The following is a 20202-nucleotide window of genomic DNA, read 5'->3' on the forward strand; positions in this document are numbered from 1 at the left end:
TATAAGATACGTAAGAGCTTACGTTTCATAAGGAGAGACGATGACCTACGGGATCATCAGCGACATCCATTCGCACGACTGGTCGACCATGTCGTCGATCAACGAGGATGGCGTGAACACGCGCCTTGCCGCGACGCTGAAGGAGATCGACCGCGCGGCCGACACCATCGTCAAGGCGAAGGGCCGCGTCCTCGTCGTCGACGGCGACCTCTTCCACTCGCGCGGCAAGCTCGACCCCGAGGTCTTCAACCTCACGCACGACACGTTCGTCGGCATCCTCAAGCGGCACCCCGAGCTCGAGATCGTCGGCATCCCCGGCAACCACGACCTCAAGTCCGACGACACCAAGGAGCTGTCGAACGCCTTCCGCTCGTTCGCCGCGATCGACCCGAACCGGATCACGATCTTCTACCAGGCGGACTCGATCGTCTTCGACCGCGGGCCGCGCCTCGCGTTCGTGCCCTGGCGCAAGCGCCACGAGGATCTGATCGCCGACGTCGAGCGCCTGGCCGACCGGCTCGGCGCCCATATCGACGAGTTCGACCTTCACATGCACGTCGGCTTCGACGGCACGCTCTCGACCATGCCTGATCACGGCATGACGTCCGACTTCTTCGTGGCCTACGGCTTCCGGAACGTGTTCTCGGGCCACTATCACCACTTCAAGGACTTCGGAAACCGGGGCTACTCGGTCGGCGCGCTCACGCATCAGACCTGGGGCGACGTCGGAACGCGCGCAGGCTTCGTCCTCGTGAAGGGCGACGGCTCGGTCGAACACCGCGCGTCCCACGCGCCCAACTTCGTCGATGTGACCGACCTCGATCCGGCCGACATGGCGCTCGAATGCGACGGCAACTTCGTGCGCTTCCGCGGCGAGAACCTGAAGGAGTCGGAGATCAACCAGCTCCGCGACTTCTTCAAGAAGTCCGGCGCCGTCGGCGTCCATATGGCCGTCACCAAGGAGAAGCCGTCCGCGCGCGGCACCAAGGTCCAGACGTCCACGACGACGCTCAACCAGTCCGTCGCCTCCTATGTCGATCACGCCTTCAAGGAGCGGCCGGCCGACCGTGTTGCGGCGATCCAGGCGCGCGCCGGCGCGATCCTCAAGGACGTGCAATCCCTGTCCGGAGCAGCCGCATGACGACCAAGGGCCTCATTTTCAGCGACGAGCGCACCGAATACTACAGGAAGGGCCGCGAGGTTCTCGAGGTGAAGACTTGCGCGTGCTGCTGCTGCGAAGGCAACTACGACGCCTGGGTCTACAAAAAGGGTGAGCCGGCGCAGAGCTGTGGCGTCTCCCTCTCCTACCTCAAGGACTGGACGCTGATGACCCGCCGCGACGCCGAGAAGCGCGTCGCGAAGATGGGCCACGCACTCTTCCTGGGCGTCATCAACGAGGAATACCGGACACCGGAGCAGAAGCTCTGGGAGCATGTCGCCGGCTTCATCGTGAAGCAGGACATTCACCACTCCGAGACCGTCTACCAGTCCGACCGCGTGATCCAGAACGCCTACGAGTTCGTCGACGGCTGCTGCCAGATCGTCGGTTTCAAACCCATGGACAGGGAGGACGACGACTGATGGAGCTCACCCGACGCCAGCATGGCTCGCAGCGCGCAAAGCGCCCCATGAAGGTGACGCTCGAGCCGAACTTCACCGGCCAGGGCGGCACCAAGCGCCTGACCTTCAAGACCGAGTCCGGCGAATACCTGATGTTCGAGCCGGAGAGCGACGCGGAGATGCGCGAGCTCCTGTCCGAGGTCCACATCGTCCACCACAACTTCAGGGAAACCCGATGAAATTTCCGGAAATCGAGATTTCCAACTTTCTAGCCATCACCGAGGCCAAGCTCGCGCTGTCCGATCGTGGCCTCGTGCTGATCCAGGGCGAGAACCGCGACGACACGTCCGCGCTGTCGAACGGCGCCGGCAAGTCGAGCCTCTTCGATGCCTTGTGCTGGGCGATCTACGGCGTCACGGCGCGCGAGGCGACCGGCGATGACGTCATCAACGACGCGGCCAGCAAGGGCACGCGGGTCGCGGTCACGCTGGACGATGACGGTCAGCTCTACACGATCGCGCGCCATCGCAAGCACAAGGCCAACAAGAACCGCGTCACGCTCCACCTGCACAACGCGGACGGCACGCTCAAGGATCTGACGCTCGGCAAGGACGCGCTCACGCAGGTCGCGATCGACAAGCTGATCGGGTGCCCGCTCGAGGTCTTCGCCGCATCGATCTACGCGGCGCAGGAGAAGATGCCGGACCTGCCGGCGATGACGGACAAGACCTTGAAGCTGATCGTCGAGGAAGCGTCCGGCGTGACGATCCTCGAGGCGGCGCTCACCAAGGCGCGCGAGGAGCTGCGCGCGGCCAAGATCGCCCACGAGGACGAATATCGCCGGCTCGGCTCGCTCCAGTCGCAGATCAACCAGGCCGAGGCCGACCAGAACGCTTCCGACGTCGATCGCGACGCCTGGAACCAGCGCCAGGCCGCGCAGGTCTCGCGCTACGGCGTCGAGGTGCGCGAGGCCGTCCAGGCGGCGCAGGACGCAGCCAAGGACCGCGACAAGATCGACATCGCCAACGTGCGCGCCGGGATCGGTGCGGTCGAAGCGCGAATCTCGTCGGTGAACGAAGAGCAGACGCGCCTTGCCGAGCTGACCCGCGACGCATCCCAAGCCGAGAACCAGGCCGAGCAGCACAAGCGCGACGCCCTCTCGCTGCGGGACACCTTCGAGAAGGGGCAGAAGAAGCTCAAGGACGTCGAGCACCAGGTCGGCTGTCCCTGCACGAGCTGCGGGCGCGACCTGACGGCCGAGGAGATCGCGCCGACCAAGACGCGCATCCAGACGGAGCAGAACGAGACCAAGGAGCTCTACGACAAGTCGCGGGCAGCGTATCAGGCCGCGCAGAAACGCACACAGGAGCTCCAGGAAGCGCGTGATGCGTTCAAAGCGACGATGACAGACCTGTCGGCGTCGATCGCGTCCCTGGCCGCTCTACGCGAGCAGGAGCGCCTTTGGGCCGCGCTCGACACCAAGGTCGAGAACGCCAAGCGCACGGCGCGCGAGGCGGCGCAGAAGGGCAAGGATCTCGCGGCCGAGACGAACCCGCACGACGCGGCCGTCGAGCGCATTACCAAGCGGATCGACACGCTCACTAAGGAGATCGCCGGCGCGAACGAGAAGCTGAAGGATCTCGAGGAAGCGTCCGAGATCGCGTCGGACGTCGTGGCCGTGTTCTCGCCGGCCGGCGTGCGCGCGCACATCCTCGACGAGGTGACGCCGTTCCTCAACCAGCAGACCTCGCTCTACCTGTCCTCGCTGTCGGATGGGAACATCGAGGCGACCTGGACGACGCTGACGAACGACTCCAAGGGCGAGGCCAAGGAGAAGTTCACGATCGAGGTCGTCAACGACAAGGGCGGGAAGCAGTTCAAGAACCAGTCGGGCGGCGAGAAGCGCAAGGTCCGGCTCGCGACGGCGCTGGCGCTCCAGGATCTCGTGGCGCGGCGCGCGTCCAAGCCGATCGAGTTGTTCATCGGCGACGAGATCGACGACGCCCTCGACGGCGCCGGCCTCGAGCGGCTGACGACGGTCCTCGAGGAGAAGGCACGCGAGCGCGGGTCGGTGTTCGTGATCAGCCACGAAGACCTCAAAAGCTGGATTCCCCAGCAGATCCGCGTCATCAAGGAGAACGGAAAGACGTCGATAGTCGAGGAGGTCGGGTAGCGAATGGGCGATTTTGAGCGGACGTTCGGTGCTGGCGCGAACCCAGACATGTTTCTTGGCGACTCGCGAAAGAAACGCACACCGGACATCCGCGCTGTGCAGGTTCGCTTCGCACCAGAGGGGAAGCCCTGTCTGGTTAACTGCTCTCTATCGGTGGAGCTCGGCGACTTCGTCGTGGTAAGGGCCAAAGATCACTTCACGCAGTTTCTTCTTGCCCAAGTCTGCCAGATCGACCTTCGTTCTCGCGGGGAATGCAAGCATTCGGTGGTGTGTCGGCAGGCAGATCAGGAGAGCTACGGTTCCGGCCCAGACCATGTCCGAACTGCTGAACGTCTGGACGTTTTCCTGAAGGACGCGATGAAGTGGCGTTGTTATCCCGTGCGCGACCCGCAGGGGAAGTGGCTTACCGCCTACGTTAGGGGCTATCCCTCCTACAGTCCCGGCAATGTGCAGGCGTTCTACATCATCGCTTTGGGTGCTGATAAAATTGGCAAAACCCGGCCGGGGATCCATCCGGAGGATGGTATGCTGCTTCATACCAAAGACGGCGAGATTACCAATTTGCCGACGATCTTCGCACCTCACTACGAAGGCGCTGACAGATTTTCGCGAGCCGCTGCTTACGCGGAGAGCGTGCTGATCGAAGAGGCTTGAAAACTCGAGACTTCCATTTGCGCTTCGCTATATGAGAAGATAAGCAAGCGCTTACTTTCCAACAGAGGGCCAACATGAGCCAGAAAGACGATCAGAAGGCGGCGGACGTGACTGCCTTCCTCCTCGAGGCCGCTGAAAAGGCGGATCTCACCTTCAACGCGCCGGCCAACGTCAAGCTCGCCATCGAGCGCGAGGACGGATCGTTCCGCAAGAAGCCGACGCTCGGCGGCGAGGAGTTTCTGCTCCAGAAGGTCCGCATCGGCGCTCGCGGCAAGCCGATCTTCCGCTTCGAGCCGGCCGACAAGCAGGACTATGTCGCGGCCGAGGTCGAGCTGGGCAAGGTCGGCGATGAGATGCCCGGCTTTGCGGACTGGATCGTGCAACTCGCCGAGTCCCACGGCTCGCGCTCCACGACGCTCAAGAGCGCCTATGCGTTCCTCGAGCTCCAGGCCGCGAAGGTCGCCGAGCAGACGGCAGAGCGCGCCGAGCAGAAGCGCATCGAGAAGGCCGCAGAGGACTACGCCGACAACCCGAACTTCGGGATGTTCTGATGCGCAGCCTCAAGATCGCCGGCCTCGACGTCGCGCTCTCCAACTACGGGATCGTCAAGCTGACGCTCGACCTCGAGCCTCTCAAGATCACGGTGGACGACATGCGCGTCATCCAGACCGAGCGCATGGTGTCGAAGGAGGTCCGCAAGAACTCCGACGACCTGCGCCGGGCGCTCGAGATCGTGGACGGCCAGCGCGACTTCATTTCCGACTGCGCCGTCGCGTTCGCCGAGGTGCCGTCCGGCTCGCAGTCCGCGACCGCGTCCTATGCGCTGGGCGTCGCGACCGGGGCGCTCGCGTCCTGTCCGGTCCCGATCATCCAGGTCCAGAATTTCGAGGTGAAGCTTGCGGCCGTCGGCACCAAGACCGCCTCGAAGGAGGAGATGATCGAATGGGCCGCCGAGAAGTATCCCGACGCCCCGTGGCCCAAGCGCGGCAAGAAGGTGATCAAGGGTCAGGCCGAGCACCTAGCCGACGCGATCGCCGCTGTCCACGCCGGGCTCAAGACCCAGCAGTTCAAGCAGCTCCTCGCCATCATGCGGCACCAGACGCGGATCGCCGCCGAAAGTTTTGTCAAGGCTGTTAAGTAAACGCTTACTTTGCTACCCTGACCGACCGCCTACCCTCCAACATCACAGGCTCCCATGCTTTTCAAAGAACAGGTCGCGCGCAAGCCGAACCTCTACCCCTGGACGCAGACGGTCATCGACCGGATGTGGGCCGGCTTCTGGACTCCCAACGAGTTCGATTTCCGTGCCGACTACAACGACTTCAAGGTCGTCCTGAACGATCAGGAGCGCCAGATCGTCACCCGCACGCTGTCGGCGATCGGTCAGATCGAGATCGCGGTGAAGACCTTCTGGGCGCGCGTCGGCGACCACTTCCCGCACCCGGCCATCAGCGACCTTGGCTATGTCATGTCGCAGTCCGAGGTGATCCACAACATCGCCTATGAGAAGGCGCTCGACACCTTCAACCTCAACGACGTCTTCCAGGCCAACCTCAAGGAGCCGGTCGTCAAGGGGCGTGTCGCCTACCTGCGCAAGCACCTCAAGACGGTCTACGCGCGCAAGTCCCGCCGCGGCGTCCTGCGCCTCTACGACAAGCTGCGCGAGCGGTTCTCGCAGACCTACCGCGACCAGGTCGCGGCCGAGGACGAGCAGATGGCGCGCAAGCAATACGTCTACTCGATCATCCTCTTCACCCTCTTCGTCGAGAACGTGAGCCTCTTCTCGCAGTTCTACGTCATCCTCTGGTTCAACCGCTTCTACGACCTGCCGGGCGACCGGAAAGACCCGGTCCTGAAGGACACCGCGCAGCAGGTCCAATACACGCGCAACGAGGAGATGCTCCACGCGCAGGTGGGCATCATGCTCATCAACACGCTCCGCAAGGAATATCCGGAGCTCTTCGACGAGGAGCTCGAGGAGATCGTCGTCCACGAGTGCCGCGAGGCGTTCAAGGCCGAGAGCCGGATCATCGACTGGATGCTCGGCGACTTCGACCGGCCGGGCCTCAACGCGCCGCTCCTCAAGACCTTCATCCAGAACCGCCTCGAGGAGAGCCTGCGCTCGATCGGCTTCACGCCGGACTTCGACCTGCCGGTCAGCGAGGAGCATCTCGCCGCGACGCTCTGGATGGACGAGGAGACGCTCGGCAACAACGTCGTGGACTTCTTCCATAAGAAGCCCGTCGATTACGCAAAGAAAACAAAGGTTTACACGCGCCAAGCGCTGTTCGGGGATCGCAATGCTGCAACGGCTTAACACCAACTCGGCCTATTGGCTGAACGACGACGCGCGCACCTTCCTGGAGCGCGGCTACCTGGCGCCGGGCCAGACGGCCGAGGATCGCATTCGCGTCATCGCGGACGCTGCCGAGCGCATCCTCAAGATCGACGGCTTCGCTGACAAGCTGGAGCGCTACATCCTGAACGGCTGGATTTCGCTCGCCTCGCCCATCTGGTCGAACTTCGGCCTGGCGCGCGGCCTGCCGATCTCCTGCAACAACTCGCACGTCCCGGACGACACGTCGGAGATCCTTCGCAAGGTCGCCGAGGTCGGCATGATGACCAAGCACGGCGCCGGCACGTCCGCGTTTCTCGGCGAGCTGCGTCACCGTGGCGCGACCATCAACGGCGGTGGCGAGAGCCAAGGCCCGGTTCACTTCATGGAGCTGTTCCAGGCCGACATCAACGTGATCTCGCAGTCCAAGGTCCGGCGCGGCAACTGCGCCTGCTACCTGCCTGTCGAGCACCCGGACATCATGGAGTTCCTCGACTGCCGCGAGGAGCATTCCCCGATCAAGCACCTGTCCATCGGCGTCTGCATCACCGACCAGTGGATGCTGGACATGCTGAACGGCGACGAGGCCAAGCAGGACATCTGGGTCCGCATCCTCGAGCACCGGAACGACGACGGCTACCCGTATATCTTCTGGACCGACACGGTGAACAACGCCGCGCCCGACGTCTACAAGGCGAAGGGCCTGCGCATCAACGGCTCGAACCTGTGCTCGGAGATCGCGCTCGCCTCGACGGCGGACGAGAGCTTCGTGTGCGACCTCTCCTCGCTGAACCTCCTGCACTACGACGACTGGAAGGACACCGATCTCCCCGAGACGCTGACCTACCTGCTCGACGCGGTGATGACCGAATACATCGAGAAGACGGCCGGCATTCCGTTCCTCGAGGACGCGCGCCGGTTCGCGATCAACCAGCGGGCGCTCGGCATCGGCACGCTCGGCTGGCACTCCTATCTCCAGAGCCGGATGATCCCGTTCGAGGATCTCGAAGCGCGCAAGCTCAACATCGAGATCCACAAGCTGATCCAGGAGAAGACGCTCGCCGCGTCCCGCGAGCTGGCCCGTCTCTTCGGTGAGCCGCCGCTGCTCAAGGGCTACGGCCGGCGCAACGTCACGCTCATGGCGATCGCCCCGACCAAGTCCTCGAGCTTCATCCTGGGCCAGGTCTCGGCGTCGATCGAGCCGATCGACTCCAACTACTTCACCGCGGACCTCGCCAAGGGCAAGTTCGGCTACCGCAACCCGTATCTCCAGGCGCTCCTGGCGACCTACGGCCGCGACAACGCCTCGACCTGGCGCTCGATCCTGCTCGCCGGCGGGTCGGTGCAGGGCCTCGACTTCCTGACCGATCGCGAGCGGGCCGTCTTCAAGACGTTCGACGAGATCCGTCCGGACGAGATCATCACGCAGGCCGCGCACCGTCAGCGCTACATCGACCAGGCGCAGAGCTTGAACCTCAAGATCCGCGCCGACATGCCGGTGAGCGAGGTCCACGACCTGATGATCAAGGCATGGCGCATGAAGGTGAAGACGCTCTACTACCAGAAGGGCACGAACCCCGCGCAGGATCTCGTTCGCGACCTCATGTCGTGCGCGGCCTGCGAGGCATAACGAAAATGGCACTTGCGCTCGGCCTCGGGAATAAGTAAGCGCTTACTCACAGAGACGCCGAGCGCATTCCCAGACGAAAACCTCTGCGAATGACGCTATACAAGACAAGTAAGCGCTTACTGACAGACGCACTGTCGAGCGCGAGAGCGAATGTCGCCCGATCACTTCGGAACCAAGGAGGTCTGCATGGTGCGCTGAAACGCTTCGACCCTCGCATCAACCCTCATCGTCAATCGGGAAGAGCCCAGGAATGGGCCTTCCCTCTTCTCCCTCTGGAGGACGACATGAACAGCCGTCGCATCGAGCAGAACGCCCCGAAGGAACGCCGCGAGGACAACCTCAAGCACCTGGCCGGCGTCATCGGGCGCCTTTCCTTCCGCGAAATGCGCAAGGTCGCCGAGACGCTCTCGGCCCAGCTCGCCGGCAAGGATAGCGTCGATCCCGACGACATCGCGGTCTCGCTCCTCGAGACCTCCGACAAGCTCAACGCCGAGCCCGCGGCGTGAGCACCTCCCCGGTTCGCTGCCCGCAGCTCATCCGGGATGAAATGGTCGAACGGCCCGGCGTGCCGGAAGCCGTTCAGACCGTCCCCAACGAGATTGCGATCGCGCTCCTCGTTGCCAAGATCCACTCCGAAACGGAGGAGATCGCCCGCGATCTCACCAATCCCGAGGAATATGGCGACGTCCTCGACGCGCTGTTCGCCCTCGCCCGCCGAAACGGCGTCTCGATCATCGACATCCAAGACGCCCGCGCCCGCAAGCTCGCCGACAAGGGCGGCTTCGAGCAGCGTCTCTTCTGGTCGCCAACCTCTGTCATGGAGCCCGCAGCTTGAACGCGCACGCACCCAACATCGCCGGCCAGCCCTGCTCGCTGCGCGACCTCGCCAAACCGATCTCCGAAGCCATCCGCGACGGGCGCAAGCTCCTCGCCTGGGAGCTCGACAGCCCGGACGTTCCGAGCGTCATCCATTGGGAGACCTACGACGAGCTGGCCCAGATCGCCACCGGCGACAGCGGCTATTGGGCCTACTCGGAAGAGATCATCGCCGACATCGGCGGCGTGCCCGAGCCGGTCTGCTTCGTGGAGCTCGGCACGGTCGATCCCTCGCAGTTCTGATGACCGAGCCCCTCGTCGCCCAACACGGCGATCTGGTCCGTCTGAAATCGGGCGGGCCGGCCATGACCGTCGAGTTCGTCTCCCACGACCAGCTCGGCACCGTCTGGTTCGACGGCGCGACGCTCTGCCGAGGCGACTTCAAGGTCTCCAGCCTCGAGGCCATGCCCGAGCCCGTCGTCATCCACTGGTATCCCGATCCGCATCACGCGCGAACGCTCGCAGCCTTCGACAGGCTCAAACGCAAAGGACCACTCGTTGCAGACTTTCACCGTTAATGGCGCGACGGCCGGCGTCGTCGCTCACTCGATCTCGCCCGAAGGCATCGAGTTCAAGACCGTCCAGGCACGCTACCCGCGCATGGTTCACGCCGACGCCAAGACGCATCGTGTGATCCGCGGCTGGCACGACGAGATGCTGGAGATCCACCACGACCTCTCGCTCCTCGCCGACGAGAATCTCTCGCGCAACGGTCGCTCCTCGCGCGCGGTGCCGTTCGACAAGCTCCTGTCGGAGACCTTCTCGGACCCCTACGTCCCGCACTTCCTCAAGAACAAGCCGGGGATGGTCGCCAGCGAGGAGTTCGACGAGCAGCAGCTCGCCTATCTCCAGGCTCGCTGGAAGCGCCTGGCCGAGGTCGTGTGCCGCGAAATGGCCGTCTTCGCCGAGGCCGGCGTCCATAAGCAGTGGGTGAACCGCCCGCTCGAGGCGTTCGGCTACATCGACGTCCTGATCTCCGGCACGGATTGGGAGAACTTCTTCCACCTGCGCGACGAGGCCGGCGCCCAGCCTGAGGTGCAGGATCTCGCCAAGGCGATCCGCATGGCGTTCGACGCCTCGACCCCGAAGCTCTTGCAGCCCGGTGACTGGCACCTGCCCTACGCCGATCGCGACGAGGACTTCGAGGCCGCGTGCGACTTCGTGCGCGAGGGCTCGCGTCGTATTGTCCTGCGCCACGAGGCACTGCCGATCCTGCGCAAGCTCTCGGTCGCCCGCTGCGCGCGCCTCACCTACGCCCCGTTCAACGGCGAAGGTTCGATCGAGGCCGAGATCAAGCGGCACGACACGCTCGTCGTCTCGCAGCCCGTCCACGCTTCGCCGGCCGAGCACCAGGCCACGCCCGACAAGCGCAACCGCTACGACTTCTCGGGCCACCTGATCGAGAACGAGGAGGAGCGCGAGTGGGGAGAGCCGGAGCTGCACGGCAATCTCCGCGGCTGGATCCAATACCGCAAGCTCCTGCCGAACGAAGCCATCGCCGGCTGACGCCAGAAACACCCAACCGACAACCGCACAAAATTCGCGCATATTGCTACAGAAGTAAGCATTTACTTCCTGTTGCGTTTCGAGGAGAACACCACGCATGTTTCATGAGCACAACACGGCCGACGCGGTTCCTGCCGACGGCCTGATCCTGTCCTTCTTCGAGGCCGATGCCGGCGACGAGAATCTCGATCCGGGCTTCTACTTCTACGAGGCACTGATCGGCGACGACGACCGCGTCATGGAGATCGACGGCGAGGACGTCGAGGCCTACGGCCCGTTCGGCACGATGGAGCTGGCGCAGCACTTCGCGCAGCAGGCGATCGACTACGGCCTCCTGCCGGCCGGCCCGATGGAATACGAGCTCCTGTGCATCGTCCAGGCGATGATCGAGGATGCGATCGACGACCGCCTCGAGGACGACGGCGAGTTCGACGCTTCCGATCCCAACCAGTCGGTGCGCTTCAAGAAGCTCCATCCGGACGCCGTGATCCCGACCTATGCGACGCCGGGCGCCGCAGGCTTCGACCTCTATGCGGTCGAGGATACGATCATCGAGCCGGGCCAGCGCAAGCTGATCCGCACCGGGCTCGCCGCTGCCATCCCGGAAGGCTTCGAGATGCAGATCCGTCCGCGCTCGGGCCTGGCGCTCAAGAACGGCATCACCGTCGTCAACTCGCCCGGCACGATCGATAGCGACTATCGCGGCGACATCGGCGTGATCCTCCTCAACACGGATCTCGACTACACGCCCGGCGCCTTCTCGAACGGCGGCTCGATCCATCCGGGCCGGGAGTTCCGCGTGAACAAGGGCGATCGCATCGCGCAGGGCGTCATCGCCTTCGTGCCGCAGCTTCCGCTGGTCGAGGTTGAGGAACTCGAGGAAACCGAGCGCGGCGAAGGCGGCTTCGGTTCGACCGGCACTTCCTGATGCTGATTGGCCTCTCCGGGGCGCACCGCTCCGGCAAGACGACGGTCATGGAGTCATTGCGCTCCATGACCGGAATGCCGACGCTCAAGACGTCCACGGCCAAGCTCGTGGAACGTCTGGGCATCGATCTCGCGAAGCCGATGACCCTCGTCTCGCGCATCGAGTTCCAGACGGCCGTCTTCGAGAACTACGTCGAGGAGATCGGGAAGGCTCGATCGGGCGGCGCGTCCCTCATTGTCGACCGCACGCCCGTCGATATGGCCGCATACCTCCTCGCCGAGGTCGGCATGTCGTCGCATAAGGCGCTAGGCGATCGGGGCATCCAGGCGGTGAACGCCTATGCCGAGCTCTGCCGCGACTACCTGCGGGAGAACTTCGCCTTCGTGTTCGTGCTGCGCCCGCTGCCGGTCTACGAGGTCGAGCCCAACAAGCCGGCGCCCAACTTCGCCTACCAGCAGCACTACCAGATGGTGATCGAGGGCTTCCTCGCCGCGCTGCAAGGCCAGCTCGACTACGCCATCGTGCCGTTCACGGACCACGACTCGAGGGTCGCCGCGATCAAGCAGATCATGACCAAGGTCGCCGACCAGGTCGCCAAAAAGGGGAAGCGCGCGACGCTGCACTAGCCGCGCGTTCCCTCCCGAAAACCACGACGCGAGCAGCTATATTGAAAGCGTGATCGAAACGAGATCGCGAATAAGTAAGAGGTTGCTTATCATGTCGATTCTGGATTATGTGGGTCTCTTCCTGGTCGCCTTCGCCGCAGTCTCCGTGTTCACGGGCGGCGTCCTCTATCTGAAGGGTGAATGACCATGACCTACCGCCCCACCGCTCGCGCCGCCCTTGATCGCGGCTACCGTGCCCTTCGCGGCTACAACGAAACGCCCGAAGCCCGCCGGATCGCCTTCGACAGCATCCTCGATGCGATGATCGCCATGGGTGGCGACGAGAACGGCGCCGCAGCGCGCGAGATCCGCGCACAGATTGCCCGGCTCGACGAAGAGATCGCCGCGCAGGAGTTACTGATCGCCGCTTGAGCTCCAAACGCTCGCAAGCGAATGTAAGTAAACACTTATTAACGAAGGAGAAACGTCGATGGAAGTCAGCCAGATCAAGGAGCTCGATACGCACGCCATCGTCGGCGGCGGCAAGGCCCAGGCGTTCGGCATGTCGGACTCGGCCGAGTTCTACACCGTGCTCTCGGACACGCTCTACCGCGACAAGAAGCTCGCCGTGGTGCGCGAGGTCATCTGCAACGCCTGGGACGCACACATCATGGTCGAGAAGACCGATGTCCCGGTGAAGATCACGCTGACCGACGAGGCGCTCGTCATCGAGGACTTCGGCCCCGGCATCCCGCCCGAGCTGATCGGCCCGGTCTACTGCGTCTACGGCGGCACGACGAAGGTGAAGGACGAGCGCCAGACCGGCGGGTTCGGGCTCGGCTGCAAGGCGCCCTTCGCCTATTCCGACCATTTCACCGTCATGAGCTGCCACGCCGGCATCAAGACCCTGTGGGCGATCAGCCGCGGCGGGTCCGAGACCGACGGCAAGCCGGACTTCCGGCCGATGGTGCAGGTGCCGACGAAGGCGACCGGCATCACCGTGTCGATCCCGATCCGCGATCCGGCCGATGTCGAGGAGTTCACCAAGCTCATCCGGCGCGTCGTGCGCAACGGCGGGATGCTCGCCACGCTGAACGACAAGCCGCTCGACCGCTTCGACTACGAGGGCGCGCGCAAGGCGGGCTTCTGCCTGGTGCAGAACGGCCATACGGTCGGGCTCGGCGAGTCCAAGGTCTACGTCCTCTACGGCACGGTCCTCTATCCGGTCATGACGAGCGACCAGACGGTCATGCACCTCGTCAAGGAGCTCTCCAACCACGTCGAGTCGTGGGCCGTGACGGTCCTCATGGCCCCGCCCAACACGGTCGGCGTCGTGCCCTCGCGCGAAGGTCTGTCGTTCTCCGAGCTGACGACGAAGACCGTCACCCGGCTCCTCAACGAGACGATCGTCAAGCTCAAGCGCCACGCGGCGCCCGTCGCCAAGCGGACGATCATCGAGCGGGCCGAGAAGCAGAAGCGCCGCTACGCGCTCAAGCTCGATGTCGGCGGCTCCATGCTCTCTCACGGGCATGGTCTCCTCGACGATCCGAAGGTGATCGCCGAGCGCGCGGTCCAGGGCAATCTCCAGGTCTACCTGGCCGGCCGCAACCACACGCGCTGGATCTTCAACACGTTCGCCAAGACCTTCCGCGACGATCGCCGCACGTTCCGGCGCGCGCGCACGAACCGCTACGGCACTGGCTTCGACTTCAACCATGAAGCCTACCGGCACTCCTCGCGCCTCTTCCGGCGCATGGCCGCAAAGCTCGGGATGCTGGATCGCCTGTTCGCGTGCCACACGGACGCCTACGCCAACCCGCGCTACCTCCTGACGCCGTTCTCGAACTTCAAGGGCTCGGGCGAGGTCGAGCCGCTTCTCGTGATCTCGCCCAACCAGCGCGACGCCTCGAAGTGGATCAAGGATCTGAAGGGTCCGAACAGCTTCAGCAACGACAAGCGGCCGGTCATGGTGATGGTGGTTCACAGGGCCACCGACGAGCTCCTGACCAACATCCTCGAGGTCGCCGAGAGCTACAAGATCGACACCGAGCTCCTCGATTTCCCGAAGCGCCAGAAGGGTCGAAAGGTCCGGCCGGCCGACAAGTTCACCGACCTCTACTCGCTCAAGTTCCGTCACTCCGACTCCACCTGGGGCGAGCCCTCGCTCGAGGATCCCGCCTTCTTCGTGCGCTTCCGCGGCCGTGACGGGTCGCGCGTCCCTTACTCGGTCCATGAGCACCTCGAGACCCTCAAGGAGCTCTTCCCGAAGGTCGCGGTGATCATGACGGCCGGTCAGCAGGCTAAGGTCGAGAAGCTCGGCGCAAAGCCGCTCCTCCTCGGGATCATCCAGGCGTTCGAGAAGAGCTCCAAGTCGCGCGACGCCCAATACGCCGCGATGATCGCCTCGGGCGATTTCGTGAGCGGCTCGGCGCGCTGGGACGCCGCTGCGACCCGGATGCGCGACCTCTGCAAAGGCTCGGCCGAGATCGCCAAGATCCTGTTCCCCGATCGCGCGACCGCAAGCGAGAAGGCGCAGCTTTCGGCGACGCTCAACACGATGCTGACGGAGATCAAGTTCGACCACGTCGACCAGGCGCTCCTCGACAAGATGACGCTGGCGCTCCGGAAGCTCCGCGCGGACGCCAACGCGACCTTCAAGCACCTCGTCCTGAAGGCTCACGACGTCAACGAGCGCTACGGCTACCTGCGCATGGCCGGCGACTTCAATCCGACCAACCCGGCCGACGAGCAGCTCGTGGTCGAGTTCGTCCGGCACTTCGAGCGCCGGCGCATCAAGGCCGAGAAGGAAGCCGCGGCGCTCGCCGCGGCCGAGGCTGCAAAACCCGCCGTCCAGGACGGCTCCAACGACAACACCCCGAACTCTGACGCCCTCAAGGAGGCCGCATGAACAAGGTCCGCATCTCCGCTGCGATCGCATCGAAGACTGGCATCACCCTCTACCTCGAGAACGGGGAGGAGATGAACCTGCCCAAGGACTCGTGGCGCACGAAGGCCATCATGGACGAGGCGCTCGAGCCCCTCGCCCGTCACGAGATCGTGGAAATCGACCTCGACACGTTCTCGGTCCACACCCGGATCGAGAAGAAGACCAACGGCCTGGTGCGCTTCATGCGCGGCGCCGTGTCCAAGATCGCCTCTGCGCTCGGCATCACCAAGGACGAGCCGCCCGCACAGAAGCCCGTGGAGAGCGATCCCGTCGATCCGGAGCGTCCGTGCGCTCATACCGGCGCAAGCGCGCCTGTGACGACTCCTGCGCCCGTGGAGCCCGATCCTGTGCCCGCTCCGACGCCGGTTCCGGCTCCTGCGCCTGTTGTGCAGACGGCCGATCCCAAGGCGCCGCCCGAGAAGCCCGAGGAGGAAGAGCTCGTCGCCATCGTCGAGACGCCGGCCGGGCCGAAGATCATTCCGGGCGTCGAGGCGCTGGAGAAGCAGATCGAGCGCGCGGCCTACAGCGGCAACGCCGTCGGCTTCGAGCGCTTCATGCAGCGGATCGCGTCCGTGATCGACACGCGCGGCCACTCGGTCAAGGAGCTCCTCAACTTCATGAAGAAGGGCGACCTGCCGATCGCCGATGACGGCTCGATCGTCGGCTACAAGGTGCTCAAGACGCTGAACGGGCGCATCGTCGACTGCCATTCCGGCAAGGTGCCGCAGCGCGTCGGCTCGCGTGTCTCGATGGCCGAGAAGCTGGTCGATCCGAGCCGGCGCACCCAATGCTCGACCGGCCTGCACATCGCGCGCCGCGGCTATCTCCACGGCTTCTCCGGCGACGTCATCATGTTCGTGAAGGTCGCGCCGGAAGACGTCATCGCGGTGCCGCACGGCGAGCCCGACAAGATGCGCGCTGCCGCCTACCACATCGTCGCGCAGATCCCCGGCGAGTTCCACGGCACGCTGCGCGCGAACCGTCCGATCACCGGCGACTCCACCGCTGCCAAGATGCTCGCCGACGTCATCGCCGGCCACCATGCGCCGATCATCGAGAACGTCGTCATCGGTGCGGCCTACGGTGGTGACGTGCGGGTCACGCCGGTCGCTTTCGAGAAGGACGAGCCTGCCGAAGCCAAGCCCGACAACGGATTTGCCAAGGCGCTGGACGACGAGCAGGAGGGCCTGTCGGTCAAGGAGCTGAACGAGCGGATCAACGCGGCGATCGACACGACGCAGGCTGCGGCCGAGGTCGTGGAAGAAGCCGCCGAGGAGCTCGAGGACGAGATCGCCGAGGAAGAGGCTGACGTCGAGAACGGCGAAGACACGATGAACGAGGCGCTCGTTCCCGAGGTCGAGGAAGCGCCGGCCGCTCCGGAGCCTGTGGTCGAGACGCCTGCCGAGCCGGTCGAGACGAAGGCCGAGCGCGACGCACGCCGCAAGCGTGAGAAGCGGGCCGCGGTTGCGAAGACCAAGGTCGATCGCATCGCGGAGAAGACCGACAAGGACGTGAAGGCCCGGCCGGCGCGTCAGAAGGCTCCCGCCAAGGCTGCGACGGCGGCTCCCGCTACTGCTCTCGATCCGGCGTCCAAGGAAGGCCAGCGCGCCATGAAAGACGAGGCTGCGCGCAAGCTCTTCGCCGAGGGCAAGTCCCTTCGCGAGATCGAGAAGGAGCTGAAAATGTGCCGCAAGCGTCTCGGCAAGCTCCTCAAGCCCTGATCGACGCCACGAATGGGTAAGTCGTTACGCGGCAACGTAAGTAACGACTTACTTCCCACACGAAAACCACCTGCATCGCGTCTATAGTATTCTTAGAAACAAACGAAAGAAACGCAGATGAACGCGCATCACATGCAAAGCAACGACGTGCGGGAGGTCGACATCGACACCACCCGTCTGCTTCTTGATCGCCACGGTCGCGAGCGTGTCGGCCGCTACATGCACACCGCAGCCGGAACCAAGTGGTTCCCGTTCGACGTCCGCGCCGACGAGGTTTCGATCGAGACCATCGCGCACCAGCTCGCCGGCCAGAACCGCTGGCAGGGCGCGGTCCAGCACCGCAAGTTCAAGACGCGGATCTTCTACTCGGTCGCCGAGCACTCGGTCTATTGCTCGCATGAGGTGCCCGACGAGTTCGCCCTCGAGGCGCTCATGCACGACGCCTCGGAAGCCTACATCGGCGACCTCATCCGGCCGCTGAAATACGATCCGTCCTTCCGCGCGCCCTTCAAGGTCGTCGAGGACGCGCACGAGAAGGCGATCGCCGAGCGCTTCGGTCTCGCCTGGCCCTGGCCGAAGTGGGTGAAGCGCGCCGACAACCTGCTCTGCGCGGCCGAGAGCCGTCAGATCGTCGTCCGCTCGCCGGACGAGGAATGGGAGAGCGGCAAGCTCCAGGACGAGAGCGAGTGGGCCGACGTGGAGATCGAGATGCTCCACCCCTACCAGGCGAAGGAGGCGTTCCTCATGCGCTTCCACGAACTCTATGACATCCACCGGAACGTCCGGCGATGATCGGGCTCTTCGGAGCCGCCGCGATGCTCGCATCGATGTCCGTCGCCGCATCCCACGGCGATGGACACCACCGGCGCGCAGCCGCGCGCATCGTGAAGACCAATCCCAAGAAGCAGGCTCGCCGGGCGAAAGCCCAGGCCGGCCGTCGCGCAGCCCAGAAGACCAGGAGGACCAAATGAGCCAGGCCGCTCCCGCCACGCAGACCCTCACCGTCGTCGCCGACACGAAGCCCGTGCAGCGTCTTCTCCAGGAAGCCAATCGCCGGATCGACGATCTCCTCGAGGCGAACAACCGCTACCTCGAGGAGGCGCGCGCCGCGCGGCGCGAGCGTGACGCCACGCGCGTCTCGATGGACGCCATGATCCGCGGCGCGTCGGACGAGCGCGGGCTCGACCTCACGACGCTCTCCGTCTCGATCCTCTGCTCGGCCGCGCTCGGCGCTGCCGCGATGTTCTGGGTGATGGCATGAGCGAGTTCTTCATGTCCGGCCCGGAAGAGGGCGACGTCATCGACCAGCAGGTGTTCGTCTGCGCGCCGGACGGCACCGAGATCCTTCAGGTGCTCGATGTCGGCACGCTCGAGGAGGACAAGGAGTTCGGGCGCCTGGTCGCACGGCTCCTCAACGACGACGCCCAGAACAAGCGCGAGCGGCTGCGCAACGCTTTCCGGGACAGCTTCATCACTGCAACGAGCGGCGACGGCTTCGTCATCAAGGCAAGCTTCCCCGATCTCGTCACCATGCAGGTCGCGCACAACGCCTTGTCCGAGGCCCTCGCGCCGACCAACCAGGCTGAGACCATCGTGCGTGCGGCCAACATGCACCACGGCGTCATCTACGACGTGCCCCAGCCCGGCCGGCACGGCAACGTCATCCGCATGATCTCCGATCTCGGCCTGTGCAGCCCGTCCGATCCGGTCGTCGATGAAGGCGGGTTCCTGACCTCGACCGGGCGCTACGTCGATCGGCGGGAAGCCTGGCAGATCGCAGAGAAGGTCGGCCAGCTCCTCGAGCGCGCTCCGACCGACAAGCGCGGCGGCTTCCTCTATTCGGAGGACGTCTGGTGAGCGTCACGCAGCGCGTCATGTTCCTCCTCGACCTTCGCGACGGCACCTATGGCCCCCTCCCCCAGGAGGCCAAGGACGCGATCAGCCGCTACCTCGACACCGACGAGGGCGAGACCGACCCGAGCGGCTACCAGCGTCGCTATCGCCGGGCGCACCCGCAGTCCGCGATGGGCAAGTCGTTCACCAAGGCGCACGCCGAAGGCTGGAAGCTCGTTGCCTTTAACCGCGACGGCTACCCGATCTTCCGCGAAAGCACCCTCTCCTGGCTCAAGCGCCTCATCCGGCGCCAGCCGAAATTCTCCTCGGAGTAGACCATGACCATCGACGAGATCCGCGAGATCGTGTCGGCCATCACCTACAAGCCCGGCTGGACCCTGTCCGTCGGGCTTGATGGCAACAGGCCCTTCATCCAGGCGTCCGTTTCGATCGAAAGTGATCTGACGGCTGATCCCACGCGCAAGACCACCGAGCGCACGCCCTGGAAGTCGGGCAAGCGCTACCTGTCCACCTTCATGTGCCGGCAGGAGATCGTCGGCGCCGTGTTCGGCATGATCAAGGACGCCGAGGAGCATGAGGTGCGCGAGTGGTTCCGCTACCGGAACGCCTCGATCTTCAATCCGCACCTCGATCCGGACGTGCTGGTCACGATCGCGCGCAAGGCGGCGAGCTTCAACGTCCGCGACAACGCCATGAGCATGAGCGAGACCCCGCAAGACATCCAAGCTGCGTGATGCGATAAGTAAGCTGTTACTGACACAGCAGAAGGAGACGCAAATGACATTCGTGAAGAGCAACGAGACCCTGGTCGAGACCTACTACGACGAGGATTTCAAGCGGGAGGTTCGCCGCGTCTGGCCGACCGGCGTCGAGCGCTCGGTCTCCGAGATCCTCAAGGGTCGGCACGAGAACTCGGTGCGCTTCTTCATCGCCGAGGACGGCTTCCAGCGCGACGTGACCGACCGCCTGGCGCTCGCCTGGTGCGACATCAACCTCTCGCACGAGAACGTCCACGTTCCCGGCCCCGAGTTCGTGGCGATGTCCCCTGCCCTCGACCACGCCCTCTTCGAGCTGTTCACCGACCGGCGTCTGCGCGGCGAGAACCAAGCCGAGATGGTTCGCGACCTGGCGCGCGACGAGTGCGCCTTCCTGGCCGCATGAGCCATCAGATCGTCGAGGACGACAGCCTGCAATGGCCGAGTTTCGCAGAGGAGCTCGGCCGCAAGGCGCTCGACGCCATCCAGAACCTCATGCGCAGGCACAAGGATGGCGAGATCACCCGCGACGAGCTGAAGGTCGCAGCCGGCGCCATCTACGACACGATGTCGGGCCTTGCCCGGCGCGAGGACACGGAGATCCTCTCCGCCGTCTACAACAAGCTCGCCGGCACCGACAAAAAGCGTTCGTGACAGC

General features: G+C 64.6%; 27 protein-coding genes. All 27 read left to right on the plus strand.

Features of this window, described 5'->3' with window-relative positions; all coding sequences use genetic code 11:
- Positions 1-40: 40 nt before the first annotated feature.
- The 27 genes from AUL32_RS22440 (at position 41) to AUL32_RS22570 (ending at position 20198) form a co-directional block, all read left to right on the plus strand.
- On the plus strand, positions 41-1141 hold the full coding sequence (locus AUL32_RS22440; protein WP_062120228.1) for a metallophosphoesterase: 1101 nt from the start codon (positions 41-43) through the stop codon (positions 1139-1141).
- Complete coding sequence (locus AUL32_RS22445) at positions 1138-1581, plus strand: hypothetical protein (protein ID WP_062120231.1); 444 nt, start codon at positions 1138-1140, stop codon at positions 1579-1581. The genes AUL32_RS22440 and AUL32_RS22445 overlap by 4 nt, the downstream gene beginning before the upstream one ends.
- Positions 1581-1799, plus strand: coding sequence for a hypothetical protein (locus AUL32_RS22450; protein ID WP_062120234.1), 219 nt, complete (start codon positions 1581-1583; stop codon positions 1797-1799). Before AUL32_RS22445 ends, AUL32_RS22450 begins: the two co-directional genes overlap by 1 nt.
- Positions 1796-3733 carry an AAA family ATPase gene (locus tag AUL32_RS22455; RefSeq protein WP_062120237.1) on the plus strand — a complete coding sequence of 646 codons (1938 nt, stop codon included), beginning with the start codon at positions 1796-1798 and terminating at the stop codon, positions 3731-3733. Before AUL32_RS22450 ends, AUL32_RS22455 begins: the two co-directional genes overlap by 4 nt.
- Before the next feature lie 3 nt (positions 3734-3736).
- Complete coding sequence (locus AUL32_RS22460) at positions 3737-4387, plus strand: hypothetical protein (protein ID WP_062120240.1); 651 nt, start codon at positions 3737-3739, stop codon at positions 4385-4387.
- Positions 4388-4461: 74 nt separating this feature from the next.
- Positions 4462-4938 carry a hypothetical protein gene (locus AUL32_RS22465; protein ID WP_062120243.1) on the plus strand — a complete coding sequence of 159 codons (477 nt, stop codon included), beginning with the start codon at positions 4462-4464 and terminating at the stop codon, positions 4936-4938.
- On the plus strand, positions 4938-5528 hold the full coding sequence (locus tag AUL32_RS22470; protein WP_062120246.1) for a hypothetical protein: 591 nt from the start codon (positions 4938-4940) through the stop codon (positions 5526-5528). The genes AUL32_RS22465 and AUL32_RS22470 overlap by 1 nt, the downstream gene beginning before the upstream one ends.
- Before the next feature lie 54 nt (positions 5529-5582).
- Positions 5583-6704 (plus strand): ribonucleotide-diphosphate reductase subunit beta, encoded by a 1122-nt coding sequence (locus AUL32_RS22475; RefSeq protein WP_062120249.1) that lies wholly within the window; start codon positions 5583-5585, stop codon positions 6702-6704.
- The gene (locus tag AUL32_RS22480) at positions 6688-8352 is read left to right on the plus strand and encodes a ribonucleoside-diphosphate reductase subunit alpha (protein ID WP_062120251.1); all 1665 of its coding nucleotides are present in this window, start codon (positions 6688-6690) and stop codon (positions 8350-8352) included. Before AUL32_RS22475 ends, AUL32_RS22480 begins: the two co-directional genes overlap by 17 nt.
- Before the next feature lie 284 nt (positions 8353-8636).
- Positions 8637-8858 carry a hypothetical protein gene (locus AUL32_RS22485; protein WP_062120255.1) on the plus strand — a complete coding sequence of 74 codons (222 nt, stop codon included), beginning with the start codon at positions 8637-8639 and terminating at the stop codon, positions 8856-8858.
- A gap of 41 nt (positions 8859-8899) precedes the next feature.
- Entirely contained in the window at positions 8900-9187 is a 288-nt protein-coding gene (locus AUL32_RS25365; RefSeq protein WP_062120257.1) for a hypothetical protein, read from the plus strand.
- Positions 9184-9471: a hypothetical protein gene (locus tag AUL32_RS25370; protein ID WP_062120260.1), complete on the plus strand. Its 288-nt coding sequence runs from the start codon at positions 9184-9186 to the stop codon at positions 9469-9471. The genes AUL32_RS25365 and AUL32_RS25370 overlap by 4 nt, the downstream gene beginning before the upstream one ends.
- Positions 9471-9746: a YodC family protein gene (locus AUL32_RS25375; protein WP_062120264.1), complete on the plus strand. Its 276-nt coding sequence runs from the start codon at positions 9471-9473 to the stop codon at positions 9744-9746. Before AUL32_RS25370 ends, AUL32_RS25375 begins: the two co-directional genes overlap by 1 nt.
- A complete protein-coding gene (locus AUL32_RS22505; protein ID WP_062120267.1) occupies positions 9727-10734 on the plus strand; it encodes a hypothetical protein in 1008 nt (335 codons plus the stop codon). The genes AUL32_RS25375 and AUL32_RS22505 overlap by 20 nt, the downstream gene beginning before the upstream one ends.
- Before the next feature lie 382 nt (positions 10735-11116).
- Positions 11117-11662: a dUTP diphosphatase gene (dut, locus tag AUL32_RS26375; RefSeq protein WP_082660047.1), complete on the plus strand. Its 546-nt coding sequence runs from the start codon at positions 11117-11119 to the stop codon at positions 11660-11662.
- Positions 11662-12288: an AAA family ATPase gene (locus AUL32_RS22515; RefSeq protein ID WP_062120269.1), complete on the plus strand. Its 627-nt coding sequence runs from the start codon at positions 11662-11664 to the stop codon at positions 12286-12288. Before dut ends, AUL32_RS22515 begins: the two co-directional genes overlap by 1 nt.
- A 180-nt stretch (positions 12289-12468) precedes the next feature.
- Positions 12469-12699 carry a hypothetical protein gene (locus AUL32_RS22520; protein WP_062120272.1) on the plus strand — a complete coding sequence of 77 codons (231 nt, stop codon included), beginning with the start codon at positions 12469-12471 and terminating at the stop codon, positions 12697-12699.
- Positions 12700-12757: 58 nt separating this feature from the next.
- The gene (locus AUL32_RS22525) at positions 12758-15175 is read left to right on the plus strand and encodes an ATP-binding protein (protein WP_062120275.1); all 2418 of its coding nucleotides are present in this window, start codon (positions 12758-12760) and stop codon (positions 15173-15175) included.
- A complete protein-coding gene (locus tag AUL32_RS22530) occupies positions 15172-16935 on the plus strand; it encodes a hypothetical protein (protein ID WP_062120277.1) in 1764 nt (587 codons plus the stop codon). Before AUL32_RS22525 ends, AUL32_RS22530 begins: the two co-directional genes overlap by 4 nt.
- A 117-nt stretch (positions 16936-17052) precedes the next feature.
- Positions 17053-17727: a YfbR-like 5'-deoxynucleotidase gene (locus AUL32_RS22535; RefSeq protein WP_062120280.1), complete on the plus strand. Its 675-nt coding sequence runs from the start codon at positions 17053-17055 to the stop codon at positions 17725-17727.
- A complete protein-coding gene (locus AUL32_RS22540; protein WP_062120283.1) occupies positions 17724-17906 on the plus strand; it encodes a hypothetical protein in 183 nt (60 codons plus the stop codon). The genes AUL32_RS22535 and AUL32_RS22540 overlap by 4 nt, the downstream gene beginning before the upstream one ends.
- The gene (locus tag AUL32_RS22545; protein WP_062120286.1) at positions 17903-18196 is read left to right on the plus strand and encodes a hypothetical protein; all 294 of its coding nucleotides are present in this window, start codon (positions 17903-17905) and stop codon (positions 18194-18196) included. The genes AUL32_RS22540 and AUL32_RS22545 overlap by 4 nt, the downstream gene beginning before the upstream one ends.
- Positions 18193-18792 carry a hypothetical protein gene (locus tag AUL32_RS22550; RefSeq protein WP_062120289.1) on the plus strand — a complete coding sequence of 200 codons (600 nt, stop codon included), beginning with the start codon at positions 18193-18195 and terminating at the stop codon, positions 18790-18792. Before AUL32_RS22545 ends, AUL32_RS22550 begins: the two co-directional genes overlap by 4 nt.
- On the plus strand, positions 18789-19103 hold the full coding sequence (locus AUL32_RS22555) for a hypothetical protein (protein WP_062120291.1): 315 nt from the start codon (positions 18789-18791) through the stop codon (positions 19101-19103). The genes AUL32_RS22550 and AUL32_RS22555 overlap by 4 nt, the downstream gene beginning before the upstream one ends.
- A 3-nt stretch (positions 19104-19106) precedes the next feature.
- A complete protein-coding gene (locus AUL32_RS22560) occupies positions 19107-19523 on the plus strand; it encodes a hypothetical protein (RefSeq protein ID WP_062120293.1) in 417 nt (138 codons plus the stop codon).
- A 43-nt stretch (positions 19524-19566) separates the two neighbouring features.
- Positions 19567-19950 carry a hypothetical protein gene (locus AUL32_RS22565; RefSeq protein ID WP_062120296.1) on the plus strand — a complete coding sequence of 128 codons (384 nt, stop codon included), beginning with the start codon at positions 19567-19569 and terminating at the stop codon, positions 19948-19950.
- Positions 19947-20198 (plus strand): hypothetical protein, encoded by a 252-nt coding sequence (locus AUL32_RS22570; RefSeq protein WP_062120299.1) that lies wholly within the window; start codon positions 19947-19949, stop codon positions 20196-20198. The genes AUL32_RS22565 and AUL32_RS22570 overlap by 4 nt, the downstream gene beginning before the upstream one ends.
- Positions 20199-20202 lie beyond the last annotated feature (4 nt).

Source organism: Aureimonas sp. AU40 (assembly GCF_001463785.1).
Classification (GTDB): domain Bacteria; phylum Pseudomonadota; class Alphaproteobacteria; order Rhizobiales; family Rhizobiaceae; genus Aureimonas.

Excerpts from the sequence above, each read along its gene's own strand:
- AUL32_RS22440 (WP_062120228.1), top strand. The coding sequence starts at position 41 with ATGACCTACGGGATCATCAGCGACATCCATTCGCACGACTGGTCGACC.
- AUL32_RS22445 (WP_062120231.1), top strand. The coding sequence starts at position 1,138 with ATGACGACCAAGGGCCTCATTTTCAGCGACGAGCGCACCGAATACTAC.
- AUL32_RS22450 (WP_062120234.1), top strand. The coding sequence starts at position 1,581 with ATGGAGCTCACCCGACGCCAGCATGGCTCGCAGCGCGCAAAGCGCCCC.
- AUL32_RS22455 (WP_062120237.1), top strand. The coding sequence starts at position 1,796 with ATGAAATTTCCGGAAATCGAGATTTCCAACTTTCTAGCCATCACCGAG.
- AUL32_RS22460 (WP_062120240.1), top strand. The coding sequence starts at position 3,737 with ATGGGCGATTTTGAGCGGACGTTCGGTGCTGGCGCGAACCCAGACATG.
- AUL32_RS22465 (WP_062120243.1), top strand. The coding sequence starts at position 4,462 with ATGAGCCAGAAAGACGATCAGAAGGCGGCGGACGTGACTGCCTTCCTC.
- AUL32_RS22470 (WP_062120246.1), top strand. The coding sequence starts at position 4,938 with ATGCGCAGCCTCAAGATCGCCGGCCTCGACGTCGCGCTCTCCAACTAC.
- AUL32_RS22475 (WP_062120249.1), top strand. The coding sequence starts at position 5,583 with ATGCTTTTCAAAGAACAGGTCGCGCGCAAGCCGAACCTCTACCCCTGG.
- AUL32_RS22480 (WP_062120251.1), top strand. The coding sequence starts at position 6,688 with ATGCTGCAACGGCTTAACACCAACTCGGCCTATTGGCTGAACGACGAC.
- AUL32_RS22485 (WP_062120255.1), top strand. The coding sequence starts at position 8,637 with ATGAACAGCCGTCGCATCGAGCAGAACGCCCCGAAGGAACGCCGCGAG.
- AUL32_RS25365 (WP_062120257.1), top strand. The coding sequence starts at position 8,900 with ATGGTCGAACGGCCCGGCGTGCCGGAAGCCGTTCAGACCGTCCCCAAC.
- AUL32_RS25375 (WP_062120264.1), top strand. The coding sequence starts at position 9,471 with ATGACCGAGCCCCTCGTCGCCCAACACGGCGATCTGGTCCGTCTGAAA.
- dut (WP_082660047.1), top strand. The coding sequence starts at position 11,117 with ATGATCGAGGATGCGATCGACGACCGCCTCGAGGACGACGGCGAGTTC.
- AUL32_RS22515 (WP_062120269.1), top strand. The coding sequence starts at position 11,662 with ATGCTGATTGGCCTCTCCGGGGCGCACCGCTCCGGCAAGACGACGGTC.
- AUL32_RS22520 (WP_062120272.1), top strand. The coding sequence starts at position 12,469 with ATGACCATGACCTACCGCCCCACCGCTCGCGCCGCCCTTGATCGCGGC.
- AUL32_RS22525 (WP_062120275.1), top strand. The coding sequence starts at position 12,758 with ATGGAAGTCAGCCAGATCAAGGAGCTCGATACGCACGCCATCGTCGGC.
- AUL32_RS22530 (WP_062120277.1), top strand. The coding sequence starts at position 15,172 with ATGAACAAGGTCCGCATCTCCGCTGCGATCGCATCGAAGACTGGCATC.
- AUL32_RS22535 (WP_062120280.1), top strand. The coding sequence starts at position 17,053 with ATGAACGCGCATCACATGCAAAGCAACGACGTGCGGGAGGTCGACATC.
- AUL32_RS22540 (WP_062120283.1), top strand. The coding sequence starts at position 17,724 with ATGATCGGGCTCTTCGGAGCCGCCGCGATGCTCGCATCGATGTCCGTC.
- AUL32_RS22545 (WP_062120286.1), top strand. The coding sequence starts at position 17,903 with ATGAGCCAGGCCGCTCCCGCCACGCAGACCCTCACCGTCGTCGCCGAC.
- AUL32_RS22550 (WP_062120289.1), top strand. The coding sequence starts at position 18,193 with ATGAGCGAGTTCTTCATGTCCGGCCCGGAAGAGGGCGACGTCATCGAC.
- AUL32_RS22560 (WP_062120293.1), top strand. The coding sequence starts at position 19,107 with ATGACCATCGACGAGATCCGCGAGATCGTGTCGGCCATCACCTACAAG.
- AUL32_RS22565 (WP_062120296.1), top strand. The coding sequence starts at position 19,567 with ATGACATTCGTGAAGAGCAACGAGACCCTGGTCGAGACCTACTACGAC.
- AUL32_RS22570 (WP_062120299.1), top strand. The coding sequence starts at position 19,947 with ATGAGCCATCAGATCGTCGAGGACGACAGCCTGCAATGGCCGAGTTTC.